Genomic DNA, 23,805 nt, shown 5'->3' with positions numbered 1-23,805 from the left:
TTCCGTCCCTTTTATTTTTCAATTCCTTAATTGCTTACACGTTCCGCAAACCATTCAAACTAAATGGCTGCTTGCGCAAACGAATTCCGGTTGCTTTAAATATCGCATTGCCCAATGCCGCCGAAAGTGGTGGCAAAGCTGGCTCGCCCAGACCCGTAGGATCCAGTTCGTTTTCTACGAAATAGACTTCCACCGGTGGCGTATCGCCCATCTTGATGACGCGGTAGGTATCGTAATTGGTCTGTTCTGGCACACCATCCTTGAAGGTCATGTTGCTGAACATGGCATGACCAAGTCCGTCAACAAGGCCGCCTTCGATTTGGTTGATGGCGTGTTCCGGGTTAATCACCACCCCACAGTCCACCGCACAAACCATCCGTTTGATTTTGGGCTGACCAGCTTCAAGGGTTACTTCCACTACCTGCGCAACGTAGGTATTGAAGGAAAAGTATGCACTAAAACCCTGGAATACCCCGGCTGGTGCCTTGCCCCAATTGGCTTTTTTCGCGGCCAGTTCGATGGTATTGCGGAAACGATCAATCTTGTAAGGCACATTGCCCACTGGTGATTTTTCTGCCTTTGCCAGCCAGTCCAGGCGCAACTGCACTGGATCTTTGCCGGTAGCCTCCGCGATCTCATCCAGAAAGCTTTGCTCTGCAAAAGCCAGGAAATTATGCACGGGTGCCCGCCAGGGGCCAGTAGTAATGTTGCTCTGTTGGTTGTGCCCTTCAGCCAGATAGTGTTCCAGTGCACCGGCAGGGAAGTTGTTTTCCCGCAGTGGGTTACCCACGTTCAAGCCAGCGCCACGCACGTGGATGGCCTTCACATTCCCTTGAGCATCCAGTGCTGCCCGATAAAGGTAGTGGCACGCAGGTCGGTAAATCCCCCCTGACATGTCGTCTTCCCGGGTCCACATGAGTTTGACGGGTGCTTTGGCCAGTTTGGAAACCTCCGCGGCCTCAGCAGCAAAGTCGGCATTCAAACGGCGACCAAAACCACCACCCATCCTGGTCATCATCACGCTGACTTTTTCTGGAGCGATGCCGAGGACTTGTGCCGCTGCACTGCGGGCAGAGCCTGGGTTCTGGGTTGGCCCGATCAATTCAGCCTTATCTTCACGCACATCGGCAAAGAAGTTCATTGGCTCCATGGGTGCATGGGGCAAAAAGGGTGCTTCGAACTTGGATTCGATGATTTTATGGGCACCTTCAAACTGGGCCAGGGCGTCGCCGTCCTTGCGTTGTGGTTTTTCCACCGGCTTGCCCAGCAGTTCGGTCATTTTTGCATCGTGATCAGCCGAGCTTTCCAGTTTGGTATCTACTTCCCATTCGATGGCCAGGCGTTCACGGCCTTTGAGGACTTCCCAGGTAGAGGTACCCAAAACCGCCACTTTATTGCCGAAACGGATCACCTGCTTGATGCCCGGCATGGCTTTGGTGCGTGAATCATTGACCGATTTGATCTTCATGCCAAAAGCGGGTGGACGAGCCACTACCCCAATGAGCATGCCTTCCCGTTTGAAGTCGAGACCAAATTCCTGTTTGCCTGTGAAGATTTTTTTGTTGTCAACCGCCTTGTGGGATTGGCCAATGATTTTGAAATCCTTGACCGCCTTCAATGGCACATCTTTCGGCACTTCCATTTTGGCAGCTTCGGTAGCCAATTCGCCGTAAGTGGCTTTTTTGCCTGAAGCGGTGTGCAGTACTACACCATTGCTGGTGCTGCACTCAGAGGCGCTCACATTCCAACGTTTGGCGGCAGCACTGATCAGCATTTGGCGGGCGGTTGCTCCAGCGGTACGCAATGGCTTCCAGGATGCAGGCGTGGAACCACTACCCCCAGCTACCTGACGGGTGTATTTGGTAGAATCCAGCCCGGCTTGTTCAACCACTACTTTGCTCCAGTCGCAGTCCAGTTCTTCAGCTACCAACATCGGCATGGCCGTTTTGATGTTCTGGCCGCATTCCGGGTTGGGCGACATGATGGTGACTACTCCTTCCGGACTGATTTTTACAAAAGCATTGAAGGTCATTGCCTCCATGAATGGTGCCTCGCTGATTTCGGCGGCACTGGCAGCCCAGCTCAAACCCAGCATCATCCCGCCACCAGTGGTCGCGGTAACCTTGAGGAAGGAGCGGCGATCAAATTGAATTGAGGATGTGCTCATGATTTAACTTTTTTAGCGGCTACGTGAATGGCTTCCCGGATGCGGTTGTAGGTACCACAACGACAAATGTTGCCTGACATGGCCGAGTTGATGTCTGCATCTGAAGGCGACGGGTTTTTTTTGAGCAGCGCAGCGGCGCTCATGATTTGTCCCGCCTGGCAATAGCCGCATTGGGGAACATCCACTTCGTGCCAGGCTTGCTGAACGGGGTGCTCACCCGTTTTGGACAAACCTTCGATCGTAATGACCTGTGCTTTGCCTACCGCCGAGACGGGTAAGGCGCAAGAACGCATGGATTCGCCATTGATGTGTACGGTGCAAGCACCACACTGGCCAATACCACAACCGTATTTTGAGCCCGTAAGGCCCAGATGGTCGCGCAAAATCCAGAGCAAAGGCGTATCTGCAGCGGCCTCCACCTTGTATTTTGTCCCATTGACTTTGAGTGTAAATTCTGCCATGAGTGATAGGTTGGTTGTCTATTCGATATTAGGAAAAGTTGAGAAGTTGAGGAGTTGAGAAGTTTAGGCTGCCGCGATGTTTTTGACGAAGACCTTGTCTAAGCTACTCGCGGTAGCCTAAACTTCTCAACTTCTCAACTTCAAAACCTTTACAAAATACAGCTTATAATGCACGAAATCAATTTATGTTTGGTGAAAAGTAAGTTCTACCTTTGAACGGCATTTTTTTGTAGACCAACGACACATGATTCAATTATCTGCGGTTGTCATTACTTTTAATGAAGAAAAAAACATCGAACGTTGCATCTTGTCTTTGCAAGGCGTTGCAGATGAGATTGTTGTAGTGGATTCCTATTCCAACGATCGCACCGAAGCCATTTGTGCACAGTACGGCGTTCGGTTCATTCAGCACCCTTTTGCAGGGCATATTCAGCAAAAAAACTGGGCCATCACCCAGGCCAGCTCGCCCTACGTTTTGTCTCTGGATGCCGACGAAGCTTTATCTGAAGAACTCCGCCAGTCGATTTTGGCCGTCAAAAAAAACTGGACTGCGCAAGGCTATACTTTCAACCGCCTCAACAACTATTGCGGGCAATGGATTCACCACAGTGGTTGGTATCCCGACCGCAAATTGCGCCTCTGGGATTCCCGCCTGGGCCAATGGGCGGGGGCTAACCCCCACGACCGTTACGAAATGCAGGCCGGAGCAACCACACAACACCTCAAAGGGGATTTATTGCATTACACGGCCAACAGCGTCAAGGAGCATTTTGACATGTTGTACAAATACGCTGACATTGGGGCCAAGGAGCTGGTTCGACAAGGTAAAGGCAGTTCCTGGATCAAACTATGGGTCAATCCCTGGTTCAAGTTTTTCAAGATGTACATCCTGAAGCGGGGCTATAAAGATGGGCTGTATGGCTTGATTATTTGTTCGTCGACGGCGTGGTTTACGTTTTGGAAGTATGTGTTGGTGCGGTATTATCGGCGTGAGGGGAAGGAGGAGTAATGAGGGATCAGCAGTTTTATTTGATTCAGCGGGGGAGCTTGTGAGGATGTTGTAAAGTCATTATATTTGTACAAAACAGGAAAAATGGCAGTTCAAGCACAACGCAAACTGTTTACGGTGAGTGACTTTTACAAAATGGCTGAAGTGGGCATTTTGGATTGGGACGATCGTGTTGAACTGATTCATGGAGAAATACTGGAAATGAGTCCAATCAATAGCCCCCATGCCAAAATCGTTGCCAGGCTTACCCGAATACTCAATGCCATCCTGGGTGAAAGAGCGCTGGTAAGAGGGCAATGCCCCATTCAAATTGATGAATATTCCGAACCAGAGCCCGATGTGTCGGTTGTTGAGTTCCAAATTGACGAATACGAAGATCAACATCCTCGCCCGGAGGAAGTGTACCTGCTAATCGAGGCATCTGATAGTACTTTACAACGGGATCGAAAACTTAAATTGCCCTTGTATGCGGAAGCGGCCATTCCTGAAGTTTGGATTTTAGACATGAAGAACCAGATTGTGGAAGTATATACAAATCCTGAAAATGGTAAATATCAGAAGGTCTTAAAAGCTCAGAAAGGGGACACGCTGCACTGCACAAGCCTGCCGTTTGAATTAGAAGTGGAAAGGATATTTGGGAGAAAATACACGAAGTAGCAGATACCACTACTTCCACCTACTGATTTATGTCTTACCGTCCAATTTCCAAGGGCAACGCTGGTACAATGTCTCCAGACTTGTACCAATATTCCCGCGTCTCCAGACGCATGAGTATGCACAATGTTTATCGAAGGCAATAGCTTTCTGGTTGGAGAGGGCTTGTTTTTTGGAATTAAAAAGCTAATTTTCTTTTGATTACACACGTCTGGAGACGTGCAGATAATGGTACAGGTCTGGAGACCTGTACCAGCGACAACTCAACGTTTTGCTTGATTTTGAAAGACTTGCACTAGCGGGTTGGGTTTGGGAAAATTGGGCTAGCGGGTCAGGCTTTGTGCAAATGAGTTTTGAAAACTCAGGCTTTATAGAGCCTTGCTAAAACAATTTGCACAAAACCTAACTCAGTGCGATATAACTATGGTTTTGAAAATAGTTCAATAAACATCAAAATAAGCCAGGCTAAACCAACTACTAGACCAATCGTCCCGATAATTTTTTCATGCTTTCTTCTCCCAAAAATTAAGAATAATACCCCTAGAGTAATTAATAAGGGTCCGCTTAAAAATACTCTAGCAACAACCAGGCTATCAGGAATATCTTTGCAGAAACCAAACTTATAACAATATAGGTAGATAGCAATAGGCAAGAAGGCAACCAGCATTAAAAAACTTGACATTATACTTAAAGGCTTTGGCATAAGTGATGATTTAGTTATTAAGTGTCTTGAATATTTTCTTCACTACTTCTTCAGAAGACTCATTAAAAATAACACTATGTGCCATCTTTTGTTTTTTCCCATCTTTGTCAATGTAATTTACCTTGATTACATTTGTAATGCCTTTTTCGGTTCCATCTTCGCGAGTGTTATGTCCACCCCGCTAGTTAAAGCCTTCCCCTTCAACCAACTCACAATTTTTGTGTTTATTATTCAAAACTCAGCCAAATTTTTCGCCTTAAACCAAACCAAATGTCCTTTCAACCTACCCTCGAATACGCCCGTCAAATGGATGCCCAAGACCCCTTGCGCTCTTTTCGCGACCAATACCTTTTCCCTCAACACCAAGGCCACAATTGCCTCTATTTTTGTGGAAACTCCTTGGGCTTACAACCCAAACAAGCCCGAACCTGCATCGAAACCGAGCTGCAACGCTGGCAAGAACTGGGCGTGGAAGGCCACTTTGAAGGCGAACTGCCCTGGACGCAGTACCATAAGGCCCTCGCCCCTGCATCTGCCCACATCGTAGGTGCACAAGAGGATGAAGTCATTGTGATGAATACCCTCTCGGTCAACTTGCACTTGTTGATGGTGAGTTTTTATCGGCCTAATGCCCAACGTTTCAAAATCATCATGGAGGCAGGGGCTTTCCCTTCCGACCAGTACGCCATTGAAACCCAGGTGCGCTGGCACGGCTACGATCCCGCTGAGGCCATCGTGGAAGTAGCACCCCGTCCGGGAGAAATGCTGTTGCATACCGAAGACATTCTGGCTGCCATCGAACAACACGGTGCTCAAACAGCCTTGGTGCTTTTTGCTGGCCTCAACTACTACACTGGGCAAGTCTACGACATGCCCGCCATCACCAAAGCAGGTCATGCTGCTGGCGCTTATGTCGGTTTTGACCTGGCACATGCCGCAGGCAATGTCCCTATACACTTGCACGATTGGGGTGTCGATTTTGCGGTATGGTGTACCTACAAATACATCAATTCAGGGCCCGGAGCGCTCGGAGGTGTTTTTATCCATGCCAATCATGGCTACAATAAAGACCTGCCCCGTTTTGCGGGCTGGTGGGGGCACAACGAAGAGCGGCGTTTTTTGATGGAAAAAGGCTTTGACCCCATCCCCGGTGCTGCTGGCTGGCAGTTGAGCAACGCGCCCATTCTGGCCTTTGCACCCATGAAAGCTAGCCACGATTTGTTCATGCAGGCGACCATGCCAGCACTACGGGCCAAAAGTGAACACTTGACGGCCTACCTGGAATACCTGATTGATCTGCTCAATGCTGATGGCCCCAGATTTAGCATCATCACGCCCCGCGACCCGGCGCAACGGGGTGCTCAACTGTCCATTTTAACTGGCCCAGAAGGGAAGGCACTGTTTGATTATCTGGCAAAAAATGGGGTGATCTGTGATTGGCGGGAACACAATTTGCCTGGTGAAAAAGAGGGAAAAGCAGGAGTCATTCGGGTGGCACCTACGCCGATGTACAACTCTTATGAGGATGTCTGGCAGTTGGTGGATTTGTTGAAAAAGGCAGAGGTTTAAAAAGGTGTAAACATTTAGGTTTTAATGTTTAACTTCGTAAACGAACCTAAATGCCTATTTCCATGAAAGCATACCTAAGCCTTCTGACTTGTATGGCCTTTGCCCTGTTCAGTCATGCCCAAACCGATACTACAGCCAAGGCCGCTAAATGGCAATTTAGCGGAGAATTAGGGCTTGACATGTCCTTTCAAAGTGGCAATCTGCAATCCAGCAGCATCGTTGGCCAATTCAGCCCCGCTCTAGAGAGCTCCAACGTTACAATCACTTCCTTCGTGCAATACATGTATTCACGTTACGACCAAACGGTCTACCAAAACGATGTACTATCGGAACTTTCCGCTGATATTTGGTACAAAAGACGTTTTTTTCCCAATGTCAGCGGCCGTTTTGAAGCAACAACTTTGCGGGCCATCAAGGACAGGATTGGGATTGGCCCGGGCATAGGCTGGCGGGCCTTTAAAACCCCAAAATCAGATTTGGTGGTGCTGAATTCCGTTTATTACTACCGGACTACCTTTAACTTGGCTCGCGAGTTGAGTTTTGAAAAATTCCTCTATGTTCTGACCTTGAAAGGCACCTATGCGACGCTGGGCGACAAACTGAACATCTCCCACGATTTGCAATACATCCCCTGGGTTCGGCAAGAAAAAACCAACCACATCCTGCGCGCAATCCTGAGCTTTGGGCTGCCCATTACCGAGCAATTTGCGGTCAATATTGACGTGGATTACATTTATGAAAGTCTGGTGGTAAGGAATCGGAAGAACTCCAATTTGACGACTGCGTTTGGGATTGCGTATGCGTTTTAAAACAAACAAACAACTAAATATGAAAGCATTACTTGCCTGCTTATTTTTGATTTTGGGGTATAGCCTTACCGCCCAGGAAGATACCGACTTCGCCCAAATCCGCGCCGCCCTCATGCAGCAGGAAGCCGACTGGAACAAAGGCGACATTCCTGCCTTTATGGAGGTGTATTGGAAATCGGACCAACTCCAGTTCATCGGGGCTGCGGGGGTTACCAAAGGCTGGCAACAAACCCTGGATGGCTACAAGCGCCGTTATCCCGATCGGGATGCCATGGGGCAGCTCACTTTTGGCATTGTCAGTATGGAAAAACTGGGGAAAAAGTCGGTTTTTTTGGTGGGCACCTGGGATTTGAAGCGCAAAAACGATTCACCGGGAGGGCATTTTATACTGATTTGGAAAAAAATCAATGGGAAATGGGTGATTACGGCTGATCATACAAGTGCGCGGACTTAGCCGCTGATTTTCAACTCAACATGTATTCTAGCGAGTTTTCAAAATAAAAGAAAAGTATTTAGTCATAAAAAAAGTACAAAATTCGCCGCTCAGCATAAATAGAAGTTAGATAGTTTGGACTTTGCTACATTTGTTATCAACTACATTGTTTTGTTATTTGGTTTCATCCGTTGGCGTTGTTGTGAGTAAATACTAAAGCTTGCAACAACGCCGCCAATCTTTCAGATCGTATGATAAAGCGCAATCAGCTGGTGCTATTGGCACTGGTTTTATTCTCCTGTCTAACTATTCACGCCCAACAAATTACACCCACTAAAGATCAAATCATTGCCCTTACTCCTGAATGGAAAGGAGAACGGATGGCCGATGGGCGCCCCAAAACCAGCGACAAATTTATGGAGCGGCTGAAAAAAGTCTCGCTGGAAGAAGCCTGGGGGTATTTGCGCAATAAGGGGTATCACAATCAATTTGAAGGAGACTGGATGCTGTTGCGCCCCGATCAGGTTTTGGTAGGGCGGGCAGTTACGGCACAATACATGCCTTTGCGCCCTGAATGGGACAAAATCATTAAGGCTACCGGAGAAAAGGAGGGCCGCATCGGAGGCACCAATTCATGGCCCATCGACGTGCTCAAGCCGGGGGATGTATACATTGCTGACAGCTATGGTAAAATTGTAGATGGCACCCTGATTGGCGACAACCTGGGCAACTCCATCTACGCCAAATCCAAAAATGGGGTCATTTTTTATGGCTCGGTGCGCGACATCGAAGGGTTGGAAGCCATTGAAGGATTCACCGCCTGGATGAAAGGTTACGATCCTTCCTATATCCAACAAATGATGCTGGCGTCCATCAACAATCCGATCCGCATTGGGCGCGCTACAGTGTTGCCAGGGGATGCTGTTTTGGCGAAAAAAGGAGGCATTGTATTTATTCCACCCCACTTGCTGGAAGACCTGGTGCTGAATGCCGAGTTTGTAGCCCTGCGTGACGCCTTTGGTCACCAACGCCTGCGTGAAGGTAAATTCACCCCTGGGCAAATAGACCGCCAATGGACTGACGACATCAAGAAGGACTTCATCAGTTGGCTGGATACCCAAAAAGACAAACTCCCGATGACCCGCGCCGAATTGGATGCGTACATGAAAGATCGTACCTGGTAGCATTTTTTAGTTGAGAAGTTGAGGAGTTGAGAAGTTGAGGCTACCGCGAGCGACGTTGACAGTGTCGCTCGCGGCAGCCTCAACTCCTCAACCTCTCAACTCCTCAACTTTTCCATACCCACATTCGCAATAAGCAAACAAAAACATGACAACACCTGCTCAACGTTACCTGCAAAAGTTCGGGCTTACCGATCCTATGCCCAATGCTGCTGATTCAGAAGAAGCGGCTAGTGGGCCCAATCGCCGCGATTTTATCCGCAATGTTGGTTTTGGAGGCCTGGCCCTGGGTGCCTTTATGAACGCACCCCTGACCCAAACCATCGAATACTCCACCCAAAAAGTGAGCCGGGCCTCAGCGCCCAGCGACTTGAAGATCACCGATATGCGTTATGCCGTGGTGATGAACGGTGGTGGCCGTTGTCCGGTTATTCGCATTGATACCAATCAGGGGATTTACGGTTTGGGTGAAGTACGCGATGGGGCCAACTGGCGCTATGCCCTTTTCCTCAAAAGCCGCATCATGGGTATGAACCCTTGCAATGTGGAAATGATTTTTAAAAAGATCAAGCAGTTTGGTTTCCACGCCCGGCAGGCCGGCGGGGTATGCGCGGTTGAAATGGCCCTCTGGGACCTGGCTGGTAAAGCTTACAATGTACCAGCCTACCAATTATTAGGTGGCAAATACCGCAACAAAATCCGCTTGTATGCCGACACCCCCCGCATGGATGATCCCACTCAATTTGCGGCCAAAATGAAAGAGCGGGTTGTAGGCAAGGGATATACCTTCTTAAAAATGGATTTTGGGATTGAATCCCTGGCAAAGGTGCCCGGCACTGTGGTGAACAGTAATTTTTGGGACATCAGCCGCCAATGGGAAAACACCCAAATGACTTACGGGGGCACTGAGCACCCTTTCACTCAAGTACAAATCACCGACAAAGGGCTGGAGCTATTGGCTGAATATGTAGGCAAAGTGCGGGAAGCGGTTGGCTATGAGATTCCCCTGGCCTCAGACCACTACGGGCATTTTGATAAAAACAACGCGATTCGTTTGGGCAGAGCCGTGGAAAAATACCGCCTGGCTTGGCTCGAAGACCTCATTCCCTGGAAGTTTACCGAAGACTGGAAGGAAATATCCCAAGCCATCGAAACACCAACTATAACTGGAGAGGACATTTACCTCAAAGAGGAGTTCATTAAATTGATCGACCACCGCGCAGTTGATATGGTACATCCTGACCTGGCTAGCTCCGGCGGCTTATTGGAAACCAAAAAAATCGGGGATTACGCCGAAGAACATGGCGTAGCCATGGCCATGCACTTTGCCGGAACCCCTATTTCCTTCATGGCCAATGTGCATTGTGCGGCAGCTACCCAGAACTTTGTGGCCCTCGAGCACCACTCTGTAGATCTGAGCTATTGGGAAAATTTGGTCAAAAAGACCGACGTACCCATGATCGAAAAAGGCTTTGCCAACGTACCTGAGCGCCCGGGACTTGGGGTTGATCTCAACGACGAGGAAGTCAAAAAACACCTCGATCCGGAAGACCAAAGCTACTTCAAACCAACCCCTGAGTGGGATCAGATTCGTTCCTGGGATCGCCTGTGGAGCTAATACTACGCTGGATACATACAGTTTTCAATTATTCTCTGCATATTTAACCAACTTTCGTACTCATAGAGACGCGATTGATCGCGTCTCTACTTTTGATCGCAACAATTACATCTAAATCGTTATGGAATCCTTTTCAAGGTATTTGCTTTATGCTGGTTTAGGCGTTTTAGCGCTGGCATTACTGGCTTTTTTGATCGGCCAATCCGGTTTTACCGGGCCACTTTTGGTCATTGGCTTTTTAGTCGCAGCTTTAGGGATGCGCAATATTCCTGCCTTAAAGGGTTATGCCTACACTACGGTAATTTTTGCTGTGGTGAGCGCTGGGATGTTTTATCCACAGTATTTCACCACAGTTGGCGATTACAAATTGTCCAAACTCATCATGCCCTTATTGCAAGTCATCATGTTTGGCATGGGTACGACGATGACTTTTGATGATTTTGTGGGCATCATCAAAACGCCGAAGGCCGTAATCATCGGAATATGTTGCCAATTTGCCATCATGCCTACCCTGGGTTTTTTAATTGCCAGTACTTTTAATTTTCCACCGGAGATTGCTGCGGGGGTTATTTTGATCGGTTCTTCACCGAGTGGTTTGGCTTCCAATGTAATGGCGTTGATTGCCAAGGCCAATGTGGCATTGTCCATTACCATTACAACCTTTGCCACTTTGCTGGCTCCTTTGATGACGCCACTGTTGATGAAATACCTGGCGGGGCAGTTCATCGAAATCAACTTCTGGAGCATGGTGTGGGACATCACCAAAATCATCATCATCCCCCTAGGCATTGGGTTTATCATCAACCAATTCTTTAAAAAATTCGCCGAATGGCTCAAAGATTATCTTCCCTTCATTTCGATGGCGGGTATTGCCTTCATTTTATTGATCATCATTGCGGCAGGGCAACAGTCACTGCTTAATGTAGGAGGAATGTTGATCGTGGCGGTATTGCTGCACAATATCGGAGGTTTTATTTTGGGCTATTCAGCAGCCAAACTCTTCCGCATGCCCGAACAGGATTGCCGGACGGTAGCCATTGAAGTGGGTTTACAAAATGGAGGGCTGGCCTCAGGCCTGGCCAATCAAATGGGGAAACTCGCTACGGTGGGCTTAGCTGCTGCGCTGTTTGGGCCGATTATGAACATTACCGGGTCGATTTTGGCAAGCTGGTGGGGAAGAAAGCCAGTGGAGGAAAGCTAATTATTCTAATATTTTCATACGCCTTTGGCGCACCATTCCTTAGGTGAATCCTTAAGTGCCTTAGGTTACTTAGGTGGTGAAGAAAAAAGCCTGCGAAGCAGGCCACGTATTTTTCACCACCTAAGTAACCTAAGGCACTTAAGGATTCACCTAAGATTTGGTATCAAAGATGCCTCATATTCAGGACAACTCTTGTTTCTTCAAATACCTCAACTTCTCTTTCCTTTTGTATTTTACAGGCTCAACAACCTGTGATTAGTATGAAAACTCGTTTGCTCCTCACTGCCCTGCTGCTTCTGGGCGGTATTGGTGTTTTTGCCCAACAAAAAAACCTCAAAGCCCTGGTGGGCGGCACCCTCATTGACGGCTACGGAAGCCATCCACTCCGCAACAGCGTCATCATTATTGAAGGGGAAAAAATCCTCAAAATTGGTCAGGTTGGTCAGATTGATATTCCGGCAGGCGCCGAAATCATTTCGACCGAAGGCATGAGCCTGCTCCCGGGCCTCTGGGACATGCACGTACACCTCATGATCAATGGCCACAGCAACTACACCCACTGGGACAAAAAATACCCCAAGCTGTTTGGCAGCGTGATCATGCCCTCTTCGGCCAAACAATTGCTCATGGCTGGCGTAACCTCTGCCCGCGACCTGGGCGCACCACTCGAAGAATCCATCGCCGTACGCGACGCCATCAATGCGGGCAAGTTAGATGGCCCGACCCTTTATGTGTCTGGGCCTTTTATCCAAAAAGAACCTTACCCTGGCACCGAGTTGTTCCGCTGGGGCGTAAACGGTGCAGAAGACGCCCGCAACAAAGTCCGTAAACTGGCCAAAGCCGGGGTAGATTGTATCAAGCTCATCGACCACGACCAAATGACCATGGAAGAGCTCAAAGCGGTGGTGGATGAAGCACACAAAAACAAGCTAAAAGTAGTAGGCCATGCCCACCGCCCGGAAGAAATTCGCCGTGGACTGTCAGTTGGTGTGGATTGTTTCGAACATACTGGCCTCTCCTCTGCCCCTGAATACCCCAACGACATCCTGAATCAAATCAAGGAACGTACCGCTCAAATGAACCTTGGCCCACTCTTCTGGACGCCTACCATCGAGGGTTTGTACAATTACACCTACAACCGCGACAACCGCGAAAAGCTGGACGATCCCTCCTGGCACCTGGGTTTGCCGGATTCAATCATTGCTGACATCAAACAGTCGATTGAACACCCCGACCGCATGGCTTATTTCCAGTTGACGCCCATGCGGCAACCAACTCTAGCCAAAAAATTCCAACAATTGAAAGAAACAGGCGTGGTTCTGCTAATTGGTACCGATAGTGGAATCCCCATGAAATTTCACAGCCAATCTACCTGGAATGAATTGGATGTATGGGTCAACCACCTGGGTGTGGACCCCATGTACGCCATTCGGGCAGCGACCTATTGGCCCGCATTGTTTCACGGAGTAGCAGATCAGGTTGGCACGGTAACAGAAGGGAAATATGCCGACATCATCGGGGTGCGGGGCGATGTGCTGCGTTACATCAACCTATTGCAGGATGTGGATATGGTGATTAAGCATGGGAAGAGATATAAGTGAGAGATGAGAGATGAGAGATGAAAGAGGCTACCGCAGCGTTTTTGACGAGACCTTGTCAATGTCCCAGCGGTAGCCTCTTTCATCTCTCATCTTTCATCTCTACCTAATAGTCGTCATCATCGTCATCATCCATACCCCCCGAAAACCCAGCCATGGCCGCAGCACCGGGGATCGCCTTATAGTACAACTTGCTGCAATTTTCTTCGCGGAACAAGTGTTGGGCTACGCGGTGCATGTCAGCCGCAGTGATTTTTTCATACAGTTCTGGCTCTTTGTTGATCAAGTCAGCATCGCCCAGCAATTCAAAAAAAGCCAGGTTCATGGCTTTGCCCAGGGCGCTTAGTTCAGAAAAAATTAGGGCACTTTCGGCGCGGTTTTTACATTTTTGCAATTCATCTTCGGCAATAGGCTGATCGATGAGCAATTGTAATTCTTCCCAAACCGCCGCTTCTGCGTCTTCCAAACTTACCCCGTCGGAGGGCCGCCCTTCGATGATGAACAAGCCTGGATCAACGGTGCCCGTGATATAGGCATCGATTTGGGAAAACAACTGCTTTTCCTTCAACAAACGCCGATACAAGCGGGAGGAAGGCCCATTGCTCAGTACATCCGACAACAAATCGGTGATGTAAAAATCGGGATGCAAACGCTCGGGGCAATGGAAGGCCAGGTACAGTGCGTCGAGGGGCACGTTGGTTTCCTGGATTTTTTCCTGCAGTTTGCGTTGGGGTGCTTCGTGGTCGATTTTCCGTTCAGGGATATCGCCAGCCGGAATGTCTCCAAACCATTTTTGCGCCAGTTTTTTGACCTGGTTCAATTTTACATTGCCACAAACGGCCAGGATGGCATTGTTGGGGCGGTAATGTTTGAAATAAAAGTCCTGCACATCGTTCATGGTGGCGCTTTCCACATGCTCCGGCACCTGTCCAATCACGGGCCAACGGTAGGGGTGGGTTTGGTAGGCCATTTCGGAGAGGTGATGCCACATGTCGCCGTAAGGCTGATTGAGACAAGTCTCCTTAAATTCTTCGACAACTACCTTGCGCTGCACTTCGAGCACCTGGGGGTCGAAGTTGAGGCTCAACATCCGGTCTGATTCCAGCCAAAAAGCCACTTCCAGGTTCTGAGCTGGCAGTACTTCGTAAAAATTGGTAAAATCGTTGTTGGTGAAGGCATTGTTGTCGCCCCCAGCCAATTGCAGGGGATCATCAAAATCGGGAATATTGGCGGAGCCTCCAAACATCAAGTGTTCAAAGAGGTGAGCAAAACCCGTTTTATCGGCTTGCTCGTCGCGGGAACCTACGTCGTACAATACATTCACCGCCGCCATGGGTGTGCTGGGATCCTCATGTACCAATACCCGCAAGCCATTGTCCAGCACAAATCGATGGAATACTATCACGTGAAAATTGTTGAGAAGGTTGAGGGAGGTTGAGAAGGTTGAGGCGGCCTCAATCCGGTCACTGAGCGTAGCCGAAGTGCAAGGATTGCGGCCGCCTCAACCTTCTCAACTTTCTCAACCTCCCTAAACCTTTAATTAGAACCAATCCTTAAACCGCTCCTTCAAAGAGCTAATGGCCGTAGCGGCTTTTGCTTTGAGTTCCTGAAATTCTTCGCTGGTTTCTTCGCCCAGTTTTTCCAGTTCTTCACCAAAATCGATGCTTTTCAGGTAGGCCAATTGCTCCTGAATTTCTTCTTTGGCTTCGGCAACTCCTTCTTTGGCCAGCTCGGTCAGGTGAGCTATTTTTTCTTGCACTTTGGCTTTAGTTTCGGCCAATTGCTCTTTCAATTGTTCCTTGTCCATTTTGAGTGTTTTGAGGTTAAAAAATAACCAATTGGAAATATTTCAGGTGATTTCAGGAAATCGCCCCTAAGTTACCCTTTTTCAAAGTTTTGATTAAAACAGATTTCAGAATTAAAAAGTTGGCTGATTTTTCTCACCAAAAAATACGGCGCAGTTTTTTAAAATTTTGCAATAAAAGCTTACTTTCCCCAGCCTTTTCAACATTAAAACACCAGATTCATGCAAAATCGCAAATTTTTATTGACGGAACAGGAAATTCCCGATAAGTGGTACAACATTGTGGCCGACATGCCGAATAAGCCGCTGCCGCCTCTACACCCAGGTACCAAAGAACCGATTGGCCCCGAAGCGCTCGCTCCGCTTTTCCCCATGGAGCTCATCAAGCAAGAAGTGACCACGGATAAATGGGTACCGATCCCTGATGCGGTGCGCGACATTTACACCATCTGGCGCCCTACCCCACTCTACCGCGCCTATGCACTGGAAAAAGCCCTGGATACCCCGGCTAAAATCTACTACAAATACGAAGGGGTGAGCCCGGCTGGCTCCCACAAACCCAATACGGCGGTACCTCAGGCCTACTACAACAAAATGGAAGGGGTCAAACGCATCACCACCGAAACGGGTGCAGGGCAATGGGGTAGCGCCTTGTCTTTTGCCTGCCAGCACTTCGGCATCGAGTGTGAGGTGTACATGGTGAAGGTGAGCTACGACGGTAAACCCTACCGCAAACTGATGATGAACACCTGGGGCGCCAAGGTACACTCCTCGCCTACGGATCACACCCAGGCAGGACGGCAAATTTTGGCCCAGGACCCCAATTCGCCCGGCAGTTTGGGCATCGCCATTTCCGAAGCGGTGGAACGCGCCGCCATGGACGAAAACACCAAATACGCCTTGGGTAGCGTACTCAACCACGTGTTGATGCATCAAACCGTGATTGGGTTGGAAGCAATTGAGCAAATGAAAAAAGCGGGCGACATGCCGGATGTGGTGGTGGCACCGTTTGGGGGTGGCTCCAATTTTGCGGGCATCGCCTTCCCCTTCCTGCGCTTCAATCTGGAAGAGGGTAAAAACATCCGCTGCATCGCCAGTGAGCCATCGTCTTGTCCCAAATTGACCCGTGGGGTTTTCCGCTACGATTTTGGCGATACGGTCGGGATGACGCCACTGCTGCCCATGTATACACTCGGGCACAACTTTGTGCCTGCACCCATCCATGCGGGGGGCTTGCGCTACCACGGCGCCGGGGTGATTGTGAGCCAGTTGCTGAAAGACAAGCTCATCGAAGCACGCTCGCATGATCAGCTGGAGTGCTTTGAGGCTGGAGTATTGTTTGCAAAAACGGAAGGCATCATTCCGGCTCCGGAGGCTACTCATGCACTGGCAACGGTATTTGCTGAGGCGCAGGCGGCGAAGGAGGAAGGCAAGTCGCGCACGATTTTGTTCAACCTCTGTGGCCACGGGCATTTTGACTTGCAGGCTTATGATGATTATTTCAACAATCGACTGGTGAAACACGAGGTGACGAATGCGGAGATCGCGGATTCGTTGGCACAGTTGGATACGCCGGTGATTGGGTAACACGAGCTTATAACTCGCCAGCTTGGGCTTTTTGGGGCTGAGTTGGCGAGTTGTTATAGCTGTTTCAAACTTCAAGGGGCACACAACATGTTCACTCCTTCAACAAACAAATCTATTCAGCCAAGTATTTTGCTAAAAGCTTTTTCACCTCTTCACCTCCTGGTCCTGGAGCATTTTTATGGGCTAAAATTCCTTGCTTGTTAAAAATCATGTAACGAGGGATTGCGTTGACTTTTAATTCATCTAACCATGAAGATGTGTATCTATTCAAAATTAAAAAAGAATGGGCTTGTCCATTAATTTTATGCTTGGCTGCTGCCCGTTTCCATTGCTCTTCATTTTCATCTATGGATAAATAAATAAACTCAACGGCATCACCTAAATGTTCTTCTTTTAACGCTATTGAAGCAGGAAGAGACTGTAAACAGGGCGCACACCAGCTTGCCCAAAAATCGAGGTATACTACTTTGTTTCTTAAACTCTTTAACAAATCAGATAAAAACAAAGTATCTCCGTTCAGATTTTTTAAAACCAATTGCTTAGCTTGGTTAAAATCTAGGTTGAAATTTTTCTTGATTGCATTTTTTAACGCAACATTCTCCACATCACGGTCGAATTTGCTGGAGTATTTTTTAATTTCTTCCAACGACCCTTGTTGCACCAAAAAATTCATGGTTTCAAATAAAAAACTTTCTTTAGCCTTCTTACTCAATAGAGGCGATCTACTAATTGAATCATAAACCGCTTTGTAATCAGGCAAACGAGAATTTGAGGTACTTATCATAGGGGCTATGGAATGAAAATAGCCCGTTACAAAACCTTTAACGGTCATGTTTTGCAAGGTTTCATCGCTGATCTGATTACTCCCTGATAAATTGCTTATCAATTTTATCGATTTTAATAAAGAGTCATTTGGGTACGGGAGTTTCAGACGCATTGAGTTGTATTTCCTTAAAGTGACAAGTTTTACTTCACTTTCATACGTATACAATTGATAAACTTTTTTAGAAATTGCTTTGCTTTCAAAAAGAGAATCTAGCCATATTTTTTCTATTTGAAATTCTGCAAGAGCTTTTTTAAAATATAAACTTTGAACTTCTTGCATGGTTTTACCCGGGTGGCGAGCCATGGACAAGCTTGGACGAAAAAATAAAGTATAAGCCGGAAAGCTATCTTGATAGATTTTATTTATTTTTTCTAAGTTGTAATTGGTTTCATAAGTGTTAGCAGAGCGATTTACAATTGTTGCGTGAGGTGTTTTATCGTTATAAGTAAATATCACGGTATCTCCTTTTTGAAACAAGAAACTCCAGGTCTCCGCGCCTTTATAAGCATGACTTAGTTCTATCCATTCTCTTTGGCTTTTAATGATTAGTGTATCTTTATCCGGGGCATAACGAGGAGTAAAGCGTTGTTCAATAAGATTGTCATCCAAATAGCGAATTTCGGAATTCCCTATTGCCATTGTGCTTCCACTGGGAAGTTGATGGGTAAAATTAATGGAAGCTTGATCAAATAATATCACAATCTGGTTTTCGCTTTCGCTTTGAGGTTGGGTACCAGGAAACCAAAAAACCAGGGAAATGAGCCATGCAAATTGGGTTAAAAAGCATAATGTATTCATTGTTCAATTATTGCTACCCCTTAACAGCAAACTGTAGCTGTTAAGGAATAAGGATTTTAAAAAAAGCTCCACCTCGCATTGGATCATTCCTCAATTAAGCACGATTTAGGCTTTGGATCGTTTGTTGTCTGACCACAAAATTTCAACAAGCTATAAAGGCGCATCCTTTGTAGTTGAGCTTCTAAACCTACCTTGTTTTTGATTTTACTACGACGAAACAGGTGGCTACGGAGTTATCATGTTTTTATTTTGCTTCAATAACTACATATTTATACTGTTTCTTTCTTTTTCCACCGTAAGTATAATGAAAAAAATAATAGAAGTCAAATTTGAACTAAAAAAATATGGACCTCCAAATTGAATCCCCAAAAACACAAATTACTGATTTTCTGAACCATAAAAAATAACCATACGATTACAAATTGAGCATTTTACCTGACAAAACGGGGAAATCTCACCCGTTTTGGGCACAAAGCTTCTAGGTTTTCCCCTTTTCTTTCTGGCATCGATTTTGCGCACTGTTAAAAATCAAATCACCCGTGTGTTTTTATTTTTAAACACATTATCCATTTATCTTAATTACTTCAATTTCTTACCATGAAAATTTCGATGGTTTTATTATTGACCCTGGGCATGTACTTCGGTTGCTGCAATCCGATGAACGCCCAACAAAAGCCCCCCGCGAACCAAAACCCTAAACGAGAAAGTATGGACAAAGCACGCTCAACGGAGTGGTCATCCTGGCCATCTCAAAGTGCTGTTCAAACGATGATCGCCCAATATGGGGATCCTGCAGAAGTTTCATCAGAAGGTGCAGTTTGGTACGACCAGGGGCCATACAAGCGCATTCGGGTGATGCGCAACGGTTCGGATGCGTCACGCCAGAACTACACAGAGTACACCATTGCTTATCCCAAAATGCGCAAAAAACGGCTCAAAGAACTCATGGCTTTTGACAATGCTATTGTTGTAAACAAACCAGCGAGAGAGGTGTCGGTACGCTATGACCTGGAAAGCCAAAATGTACGCTCACTTGAGCTCAGCCGAGACATTCTGGATGGGACCACAACTGCTCAAGAAGCAAGGATGACTTTTGACCAAGATATGGCCAGAGATGCTACAAATGCAACTTACAAAAAAGGAACCCAATCACCTCCCGCAAGAGACAAGGTTCCTTATTCCGAAAAGCCAGTGAAATCAACAGAAATGACGAGAGATTCGATCGGTAGTGCCTACAACAAAGGAACCCAAACGCCTCGTAACAGGGACTCTGTTTCTTATTCAGAAAATCGTAAGAACTCCACAGAAATGACCAGAGATACCATGGGTAATACCTACAAGAAAGGCACCCAAATGCCTCGTACTAGTAGAGACTCTGTTCCTCATTCTGATAAGCACATGAACTCTACTACCATGCGCAATGCAACCAATGGGCAAGGCAGTGAAGGTGAAATGCTTGCTTTTTTGGCAGCCGTAAACCACCACGAAATCGATGCAGCTGCTGCTGCAAAAAGTAAAAAAATCAGCGCAAGGGTATCGGAGTACGCCACGATGCTGAGTGAGCACCATAGCAGCAATTTGGAAAAAACATTGGCACTTGGCGACAGCATCAACATTGAACCCCAAGAAACCGAAAGTATCAAGGAGTTCAAGAAAAAAGGCAACCAAGAACTGACCAAATTGGCTGCACTGGAAGGTACAGGATTTGAATCAGCTTATCTTGATGCAATGATCAAAGGCCACACGGAAGTGTTGGCCTGGATTGACAGTAAGTCAATCACTTCTACCAAAAGCGAGGCACTGAAAGCACACCTTGATGAGACCCGTATGCAAATAGCCATGCACCTTGAAGAGGCTAAAAAACTGAGAGACAATAAATAATCGTTAAGAGCCTGAATTAGCTCCAACTCACCCAGGCAGGGCCAAAAGATAGCATTTTCCTGATTTCCGGAAAGTTACCTATTTCAGATGGCCCTCCTGGGTGAGTTTTTTTTAGGGATTTTTCTATTGGGCTGCACTATGAAGTTTGATTTAATGTTGCGGAACATTATGTACATATACTGTTTCTTTCTTTGCTACCACCAGTGTAATGCAAAAAAGCAAAAGTTAAATTTTAACAAAAACAAGGAACAGAGGTGAAAAACGCTACGTACTACATGCTATTCAACATTCCGCTGCAATGAAAGCCGTACATCTCAGCGGAATCAACCAAAAAATGCCACATTCCGCTGAGATGATTGCTCTTCATTCCAGCGGAATCTTTATATTTGTACAAACACTTTGCAAAATTTCCAGGTATGAGCATCCAAACACCCTTGGTTGGTCGCCAAGCCGAGCAACTTATTTTACAAAAAGCCCTACAATCCAATGAACCTGAAATGGTAGCAGTCATTGGGCGGCGGCGTGTTGGGAAAACCTTTTTAGTGCGTTCGACCTACGCTGGAAAAATCAATTTTGAAATCACGGGTGTCCAAAACGGGAGTACGCGCGAACAACTCCAACACTTTACCGACCGTCTGAATTATTACGCCCAACCCATTCTCCCCTTTCAGGTCCCCAAAAACTGGCAAGAAGCATTTCAGATGTTGATCATTTTTTTGGAAAAACGGATGAATGGGGAAAAAGCGGTAGTTTTTTTGGATGAATTCCCGTGGTTGGCTGGTCGTAATTCCGATTTTTTAAAAGCTTTTGGCCTGTTTTGGAATTCCTGGGCTTCGCAAAACAACGTGGTCATTGTCATTTGTGGCTCGGCAGCTTCCTGGATGATTGCAAATGTAGTACGAAACAAAGGAGGTTTGCACAACCGCATTACCCGACGGGTCAACCTACAGCCTTTCACCCTTTACGAAACCGAACAGTTTTTACAAAGCCGATCAATCCAACTCAACCGGTACCATATTTTACAAATTTACATGGCAATGGGGGGCATTCCACACTATTTGAAAGAAGTGGAAGCTGGCAAAACGGCGACCCAAAACATTGATCAAATTTGTTTTTCTCCACAGGGCTTCTTGCGTGAAGAATTTACTGAATTATATCCCGCCTTGTTTGACCATGCCGAAAACCACATCCTGATCATCCGGGCTTTGGCCAACACCTGGCAGGGCATGACCCGCAAAGATATTTTGTTAAAAACCGGACTGGCGGACGGCGGTACCTCCACGAGGATTTTAGAAGAATTGGCCAATTCTGGCTTTATCATGGCTTTTTATGCTTTTGGCAAAAAGAAAAAAGAGTTGCGGTATCGCTTAACAGATGAGTATTCCTTATTTTATCTCCAGTTTATTGAAGACAAACGGGGTGAAGGAGCTGGAACCTGGGAACGATTGGCCCAAACCCAAGCCTGGAAAAGTTGGAGTGGCTATGCCTATGAAAGTATTTGTCTAAAACACATTCCCGCTATCAAAAAAGCACTAGGCATCAGCGGAATTTATACCGAAGCTTCGGCATTCTATTTAAAAAAGAGTGATTTTGGTCGAGGTATTCAGCTAGATCTCTTGATTGATCGCAACGACCAGGCCATTAATCTTTTCGAAATCAAATTTTATCAGTCACCTTTCGTTTTGAACAAAGAACTAGCGGAAGAAATCCTCCTGAAGAAGGCCATTTTTAAGTCGGCTACGGGGAGTACCAAACAGTTGTTTTTTACTCTACTGACTACTTTCCCACTGGTGCCCAATGAGCATAGCTTGGGTGTTGTGGATAATGTTTTGGATATGAATTGTTTGTTCGAACCTATATAATGACTTCCTCTGTCAAAATTGCCATGAAAAAACCACCCTACGAACCCATCCTCTTCACGCTCCTCCTACTCCTGGCCCTACTCCCCATTTGGTCAGTCACTTTTTTTGTCACGGGCGATGGCCCTTGCCATTTGTACAATTCCAAAATCCTGCTCGATTGGTACCGTGGTGAAGCGCTGGATTTTTACAAACCTTTTTATTTTCTCAATCCCAATCTGGATCCCAACTGGTTGACCAATTTGATACAGGTGCCGCTCCTGATGCTTTTTCCTGCCCCAGTTGCCGAAAAGCTATTTTTCAGTTTGTACATCTTGCTCTTCGCCGGTGGCTTTCGCTTTTTATGCAGGCAGATCAATCCAGATGCCGTTTTTTTGAGCGCCCTGGGGATTTTGTTCGCCTGGAATCACATTGTGATGATGGGCTTTTTGAACAACTCTTTGAGCCTGGCGCTATGGTTTTGGGTGCTGGGGTATTGGTGGAAGTGGCGGCGCTCGACGGATTATTTATCGATGTTGGCCCTGGCGTTGTGGTTTTTTGCGCTCTATCTGGCACACCCGATTGGGCTGTTTTTTGCTGGACTGAATATTATCGCGCTGGCCTTGGGGCAGTTTTTCCAGCAAGTGCAACAGCATACTTTCCGTGAAGCTTGGCAAAATCTACTCCAACAGGGCAGCAAAACCTTGCTGGTGGCCTTGCCTGGTTTGATTTTGTTTGCCCATTTTATCCTCAAACGCGATTGGTTGTCGGAGGCCAGCCCGAGCAGCAGCAATGTGTGGGGCAACCTTTTGCGGATGACCGCACTGGTCAATCTGAGTCAGCAGGAAGCCCCGTTCGTGATGCCCATCAGTATTTTCTGCTTGTTGTTGTTCGGCTATGCGGTTTGGCTGCGTTGGAAGGAACGGCGTTGGTTGGAGGCGGATGGTTTGTTGATTTTTGTGGTACTGGCGTTTGCTGTGATCATGAACCCACCTTCAAGTCTGTCGGGTGGGTTGGAAGTCCCTTTGCGGATGGTGATGATTCCCTTTCTTGCCTTAATCATGTGGATGGCTACGGTATCTTTTCCTCAATGGGTAAAACAAATCAGCATGGGGTTTGCAGTCCTGATTATGGCCGCATTATTGTGGGTACGACTCCCCATTCACCGGGCAGCTTCAGATTATGCGGAGGAAGTGTATTCTCTACGCTACCAAATCCCCGATCAATCGCGCGTTTTGGTGTTGAATTACGATTGGGATGGGCACACCCCGGAGGGTAAAAAAATCGCTGACAAAATTTGGCTTTTCACCCATGTTGACTGTTACCTCGGCGCACAAAGTAGCCTGGTCATTTCGGACAATTACGAAGCCAATTTTTGGTATTTCCCCACTGTTGCCCATTGGGAAACCAACATGTACACCCAAACAGATAAAGATGGTATCAATTTTGACCATCGCCCGCCGCGGGCAGATATACTCAGCTTCCAACGACGTACGCAGGGGCAAGAGATTGATTACGTATTGTTGTTGAGCCCCAGTCCGGAATATGCCCAACACTCCTATACTTTGGAAATTATGGAGCAGTTAAATCAAGCTTACATCAAAGTTTCTACTACGGAATTGGGGCGAGCGATCCTGTATAAGAAGAGATAAATGGAACCATAGATTA

19 protein-coding genes are annotated in these 23,805 nt (G+C 47.0%); 13 read left to right on the top strand and 6 right to left on the bottom strand.

Features of this window, described 5'->3' with window-relative positions; all coding sequences use genetic code 11:
- Nucleotides 1–34 precede the first annotated feature (34 nt).
- Together ACO08K_RS19230 and ACO08K_RS19225 are read right to left on the bottom strand one after the other, a co-directional pair.
- Nucleotides 35–2,167 carry a molybdopterin cofactor-binding domain-containing protein gene (locus ACO08K_RS19230; RefSeq protein WP_421798042.1) on the bottom strand — a complete coding sequence of 711 codons (2,133 nt, stop codon included), beginning with the start codon at nucleotides 2,165–2,167 and terminating at the stop codon, nucleotides 35–37.
- Nucleotides 2,164–2,628, bottom strand: a complete 465-nt coding sequence (locus ACO08K_RS19225; RefSeq protein ID WP_421798041.1) for a (2Fe-2S)-binding protein — start codon at nucleotides 2,626–2,628, stop codon at nucleotides 2,164–2,166. Before ACO08K_RS19225 ends, ACO08K_RS19230 begins: the two co-directional genes overlap by 4 nt.
- A 244-nt stretch (nucleotides 2,629–2,872) precedes the next feature.
- Here ACO08K_RS19225 and ACO08K_RS19220 point away from each other — a divergent pair, with 244 nt between their 5' ends.
- Complete coding sequence (locus ACO08K_RS19220; RefSeq protein ID WP_421798040.1) at nucleotides 2,873–3,637, top strand: glycosyltransferase family 2 protein; 765 nt, start codon at nucleotides 2,873–2,875, stop codon at nucleotides 3,635–3,637.
- Nucleotides 3,638–3,721: 84 nt separating this feature from the next.
- The gene (locus ACO08K_RS19215) at nucleotides 3,722–4,294 is read left to right on the top strand and encodes a Uma2 family endonuclease (protein ID WP_421798039.1); all 573 of its coding nucleotides are present in this window, start codon (nucleotides 3,722–3,724) and stop codon (nucleotides 4,292–4,294) included.
- 418 nt (nucleotides 4,295–4,712) lie between these two features.
- On the opposite strand, the gene ACO08K_RS19210 is transcribed toward ACO08K_RS19215, so the two are convergent.
- Nucleotides 4,713–4,994, bottom strand: a complete 282-nt coding sequence (locus ACO08K_RS19210) for a hypothetical protein (RefSeq protein WP_421798038.1) — start codon at nucleotides 4,992–4,994, stop codon at nucleotides 4,713–4,715.
- Nucleotides 4,995–5,264: 270 nt separating this feature from the next.
- On the opposite strand from ACO08K_RS19210, the gene kynU reads away from it, so the two are divergent.
- The 7 genes from kynU (at nucleotide 5,265) to ACO08K_RS19175 (ending at nucleotide 13,406) form a co-directional block, all read left to right on the top strand.
- Entirely contained in the window at nucleotides 5,265–6,563 is a 1,299-nt protein-coding gene (gene kynU / locus ACO08K_RS19205) for a kynureninase (protein ID WP_421798037.1), read from the top strand.
- Nucleotides 6,564–6,625: 62 nt separating this feature from the next.
- Entirely contained in the window at nucleotides 6,626–7,372 is a 747-nt protein-coding gene (locus ACO08K_RS19200; RefSeq protein ID WP_421798036.1) for a DUF481 domain-containing protein, read from the top strand.
- 19 nt (nucleotides 7,373–7,391) lie between these two features.
- Nucleotides 7,392–7,826 carry a YybH family protein gene (locus ACO08K_RS19195; RefSeq protein ID WP_421798035.1) on the top strand — a complete coding sequence of 145 codons (435 nt, stop codon included), beginning with the start codon at nucleotides 7,392–7,394 and terminating at the stop codon, nucleotides 7,824–7,826.
- A gap of 230 nt (nucleotides 7,827–8,056) precedes the next feature.
- Entirely contained in the window at nucleotides 8,057–8,989 is a 933-nt protein-coding gene (locus tag ACO08K_RS19190; RefSeq protein WP_421798034.1) for an RraA family protein, read from the top strand.
- A 145-nt stretch (nucleotides 8,990–9,134) separates the two neighbouring features.
- The gene (locus tag ACO08K_RS19185; protein WP_421798033.1) at nucleotides 9,135–10,604 is read left to right on the top strand and encodes a mandelate racemase/muconate lactonizing enzyme family protein; all 1,470 of its coding nucleotides are present in this window, start codon (nucleotides 9,135–9,137) and stop codon (nucleotides 10,602–10,604) included.
- Between the two features lie 121 nt (nucleotides 10,605–10,725).
- Nucleotides 10,726–11,805, top strand: coding sequence for a bile acid:sodium symporter family protein (locus ACO08K_RS19180; protein ID WP_421798032.1), 1,080 nt, complete (start codon nucleotides 10,726–10,728; stop codon nucleotides 11,803–11,805).
- Nucleotides 11,806–12,065: 260 nt separating this feature from the next.
- On the top strand, nucleotides 12,066–13,406 hold the full coding sequence (locus tag ACO08K_RS19175) for an amidohydrolase family protein (protein WP_421798031.1): 1,341 nt from the start codon (nucleotides 12,066–12,068) through the stop codon (nucleotides 13,404–13,406).
- 103 nt (nucleotides 13,407–13,509) lie between these two features.
- Here the strand turns inward: ACO08K_RS19175 and ACO08K_RS19170 are convergent, their stop codons facing one another.
- Nucleotides 13,510–14,808, bottom strand: a complete 1,299-nt coding sequence (locus tag ACO08K_RS19170; RefSeq protein WP_421798030.1) for a M16 family metallopeptidase — start codon at nucleotides 14,806–14,808, stop codon at nucleotides 13,510–13,512.
- A gap of 135 nt (nucleotides 14,809–14,943) precedes the next feature.
- Nucleotides 14,944–15,210: a hypothetical protein gene (locus ACO08K_RS19165; protein WP_421798029.1), complete on the bottom strand. Its 267-nt coding sequence runs from the start codon at nucleotides 15,208–15,210 to the stop codon at nucleotides 14,944–14,946.
- Nucleotides 15,211–15,429: 219 nt separating this feature from the next.
- Here ACO08K_RS19165 and ACO08K_RS19160 point away from each other — a divergent pair, with 219 nt between their 5' ends.
- Complete coding sequence (locus ACO08K_RS19160) at nucleotides 15,430–16,794, top strand: TrpB-like pyridoxal phosphate-dependent enzyme (protein WP_421798028.1); 1,365 nt, start codon at nucleotides 15,430–15,432, stop codon at nucleotides 16,792–16,794.
- A gap of 112 nt (nucleotides 16,795–16,906) precedes the next feature.
- Here the strand turns inward: ACO08K_RS19160 and ACO08K_RS19155 are convergent, their stop codons facing one another.
- Complete coding sequence (locus ACO08K_RS19155) at nucleotides 16,907–18,418, bottom strand: TlpA family protein disulfide reductase (RefSeq protein ID WP_421798027.1); 1,512 nt, start codon at nucleotides 18,416–18,418, stop codon at nucleotides 16,907–16,909.
- 597 nt (nucleotides 18,419–19,015) lie between these two features.
- Here ACO08K_RS19155 and ACO08K_RS19150 point away from each other — a divergent pair.
- The 3 genes from ACO08K_RS19150 (at nucleotide 19,016) to ACO08K_RS19140 (ending at nucleotide 23,789) form a co-directional block, all read left to right on the top strand.
- A complete protein-coding gene (locus ACO08K_RS19150; protein ID WP_421798026.1) occupies nucleotides 19,016–20,299 on the top strand; it encodes a DUF4142 domain-containing protein in 1,284 nt (427 codons plus the stop codon).
- A gap of 416 nt (nucleotides 20,300–20,715) precedes the next feature.
- Nucleotides 20,716–22,161, top strand: a complete 1,446-nt coding sequence (locus tag ACO08K_RS19145) for an AAA family ATPase (protein WP_421798025.1) — start codon at nucleotides 20,716–20,718, stop codon at nucleotides 22,159–22,161.
- A gap of 23 nt (nucleotides 22,162–22,184) precedes the next feature.
- Nucleotides 22,185–23,789, top strand: a complete 1,605-nt coding sequence (locus ACO08K_RS19140) for a hypothetical protein (RefSeq protein ID WP_421798024.1) — start codon at nucleotides 22,185–22,187, stop codon at nucleotides 23,787–23,789.
- The last annotated feature ends 16 nt before the right edge of the window (nucleotides 23,790–23,805 follow it).

Origin of the sequence: Haliscomenobacter sp., from assembly GCF_965225875.1 — a bacterium.
Taxonomy (GTDB): domain Bacteria; phylum Bacteroidota; class Bacteroidia; order Chitinophagales; family Saprospiraceae; genus Haliscomenobacter.
The sequence above is the reverse complement of the archived record's forward strand: the minus strand, read 5'-3'. Positions and strand labels throughout refer to the sequence as shown.

What these genes read in the sequence shown, in the direction of transcription:
- ACO08K_RS19230 (WP_421798042.1), bottom strand. Translation starts at nt 2,167, where the DNA reads ATGAGCACATCCTCAATTCAATTTGATCGCCGCTCCTTCCTCAAGGTT.
- ACO08K_RS19225 (WP_421798041.1), bottom strand. Translation starts at nt 2,628, where the DNA reads ATGGCAGAATTTACACTCAAAGTCAATGGGACAAAATACAAGGTGGAG.
- ACO08K_RS19220 (WP_421798040.1), top strand. Translation starts at nt 2,873, where the DNA reads ATGATTCAATTATCTGCGGTTGTCATTACTTTTAATGAAGAAAAAAAC.
- ACO08K_RS19215 (WP_421798039.1), top strand. Translation starts at nt 3,722, where the DNA reads ATGGCAGTTCAAGCACAACGCAAACTGTTTACGGTGAGTGACTTTTAC.
- ACO08K_RS19210 (WP_421798038.1), bottom strand. Translation starts at nt 4,994, where the DNA reads ATGCCAAAGCCTTTAAGTATAATGTCAAGTTTTTTAATGCTGGTTGCC.
- kynU (WP_421798037.1), top strand. Translation starts at nt 5,265, where the DNA reads ATGTCCTTTCAACCTACCCTCGAATACGCCCGTCAAATGGATGCCCAA.
- ACO08K_RS19200 (WP_421798036.1), top strand. Translation starts at nt 6,626, where the DNA reads ATGAAAGCATACCTAAGCCTTCTGACTTGTATGGCCTTTGCCCTGTTC.
- ACO08K_RS19195 (WP_421798035.1), top strand. Translation starts at nt 7,392, where the DNA reads ATGAAAGCATTACTTGCCTGCTTATTTTTGATTTTGGGGTATAGCCTT.
- ACO08K_RS19190 (WP_421798034.1), top strand. Translation starts at nt 8,057, where the DNA reads ATGATAAAGCGCAATCAGCTGGTGCTATTGGCACTGGTTTTATTCTCC.
- ACO08K_RS19185 (WP_421798033.1), top strand. Translation starts at nt 9,135, where the DNA reads ATGACAACACCTGCTCAACGTTACCTGCAAAAGTTCGGGCTTACCGAT.
- ACO08K_RS19180 (WP_421798032.1), top strand. Translation starts at nt 10,726, where the DNA reads ATGGAATCCTTTTCAAGGTATTTGCTTTATGCTGGTTTAGGCGTTTTA.
- ACO08K_RS19175 (WP_421798031.1), top strand. Translation starts at nt 12,066, where the DNA reads ATGAAAACTCGTTTGCTCCTCACTGCCCTGCTGCTTCTGGGCGGTATT.
- ACO08K_RS19165 (WP_421798029.1), bottom strand. Translation starts at nt 15,210, where the DNA reads ATGGACAAGGAACAATTGAAAGAGCAATTGGCCGAAACTAAAGCCAAA.
- ACO08K_RS19160 (WP_421798028.1), top strand. Translation starts at nt 15,430, where the DNA reads ATGCAAAATCGCAAATTTTTATTGACGGAACAGGAAATTCCCGATAAG.
- ACO08K_RS19155 (WP_421798027.1), bottom strand. Translation starts at nt 18,418, where the DNA reads ATGAATACATTATGCTTTTTAACCCAATTTGCATGGCTCATTTCCCTG.
- ACO08K_RS19150 (WP_421798026.1), top strand. Translation starts at nt 19,016, where the DNA reads ATGAAAATTTCGATGGTTTTATTATTGACCCTGGGCATGTACTTCGGT.
- ACO08K_RS19145 (WP_421798025.1), top strand. Translation starts at nt 20,716, where the DNA reads ATGAGCATCCAAACACCCTTGGTTGGTCGCCAAGCCGAGCAACTTATT.
- ACO08K_RS19140 (WP_421798024.1), top strand. Translation starts at nt 22,185, where the DNA reads ATGAAAAAACCACCCTACGAACCCATCCTCTTCACGCTCCTCCTACTC.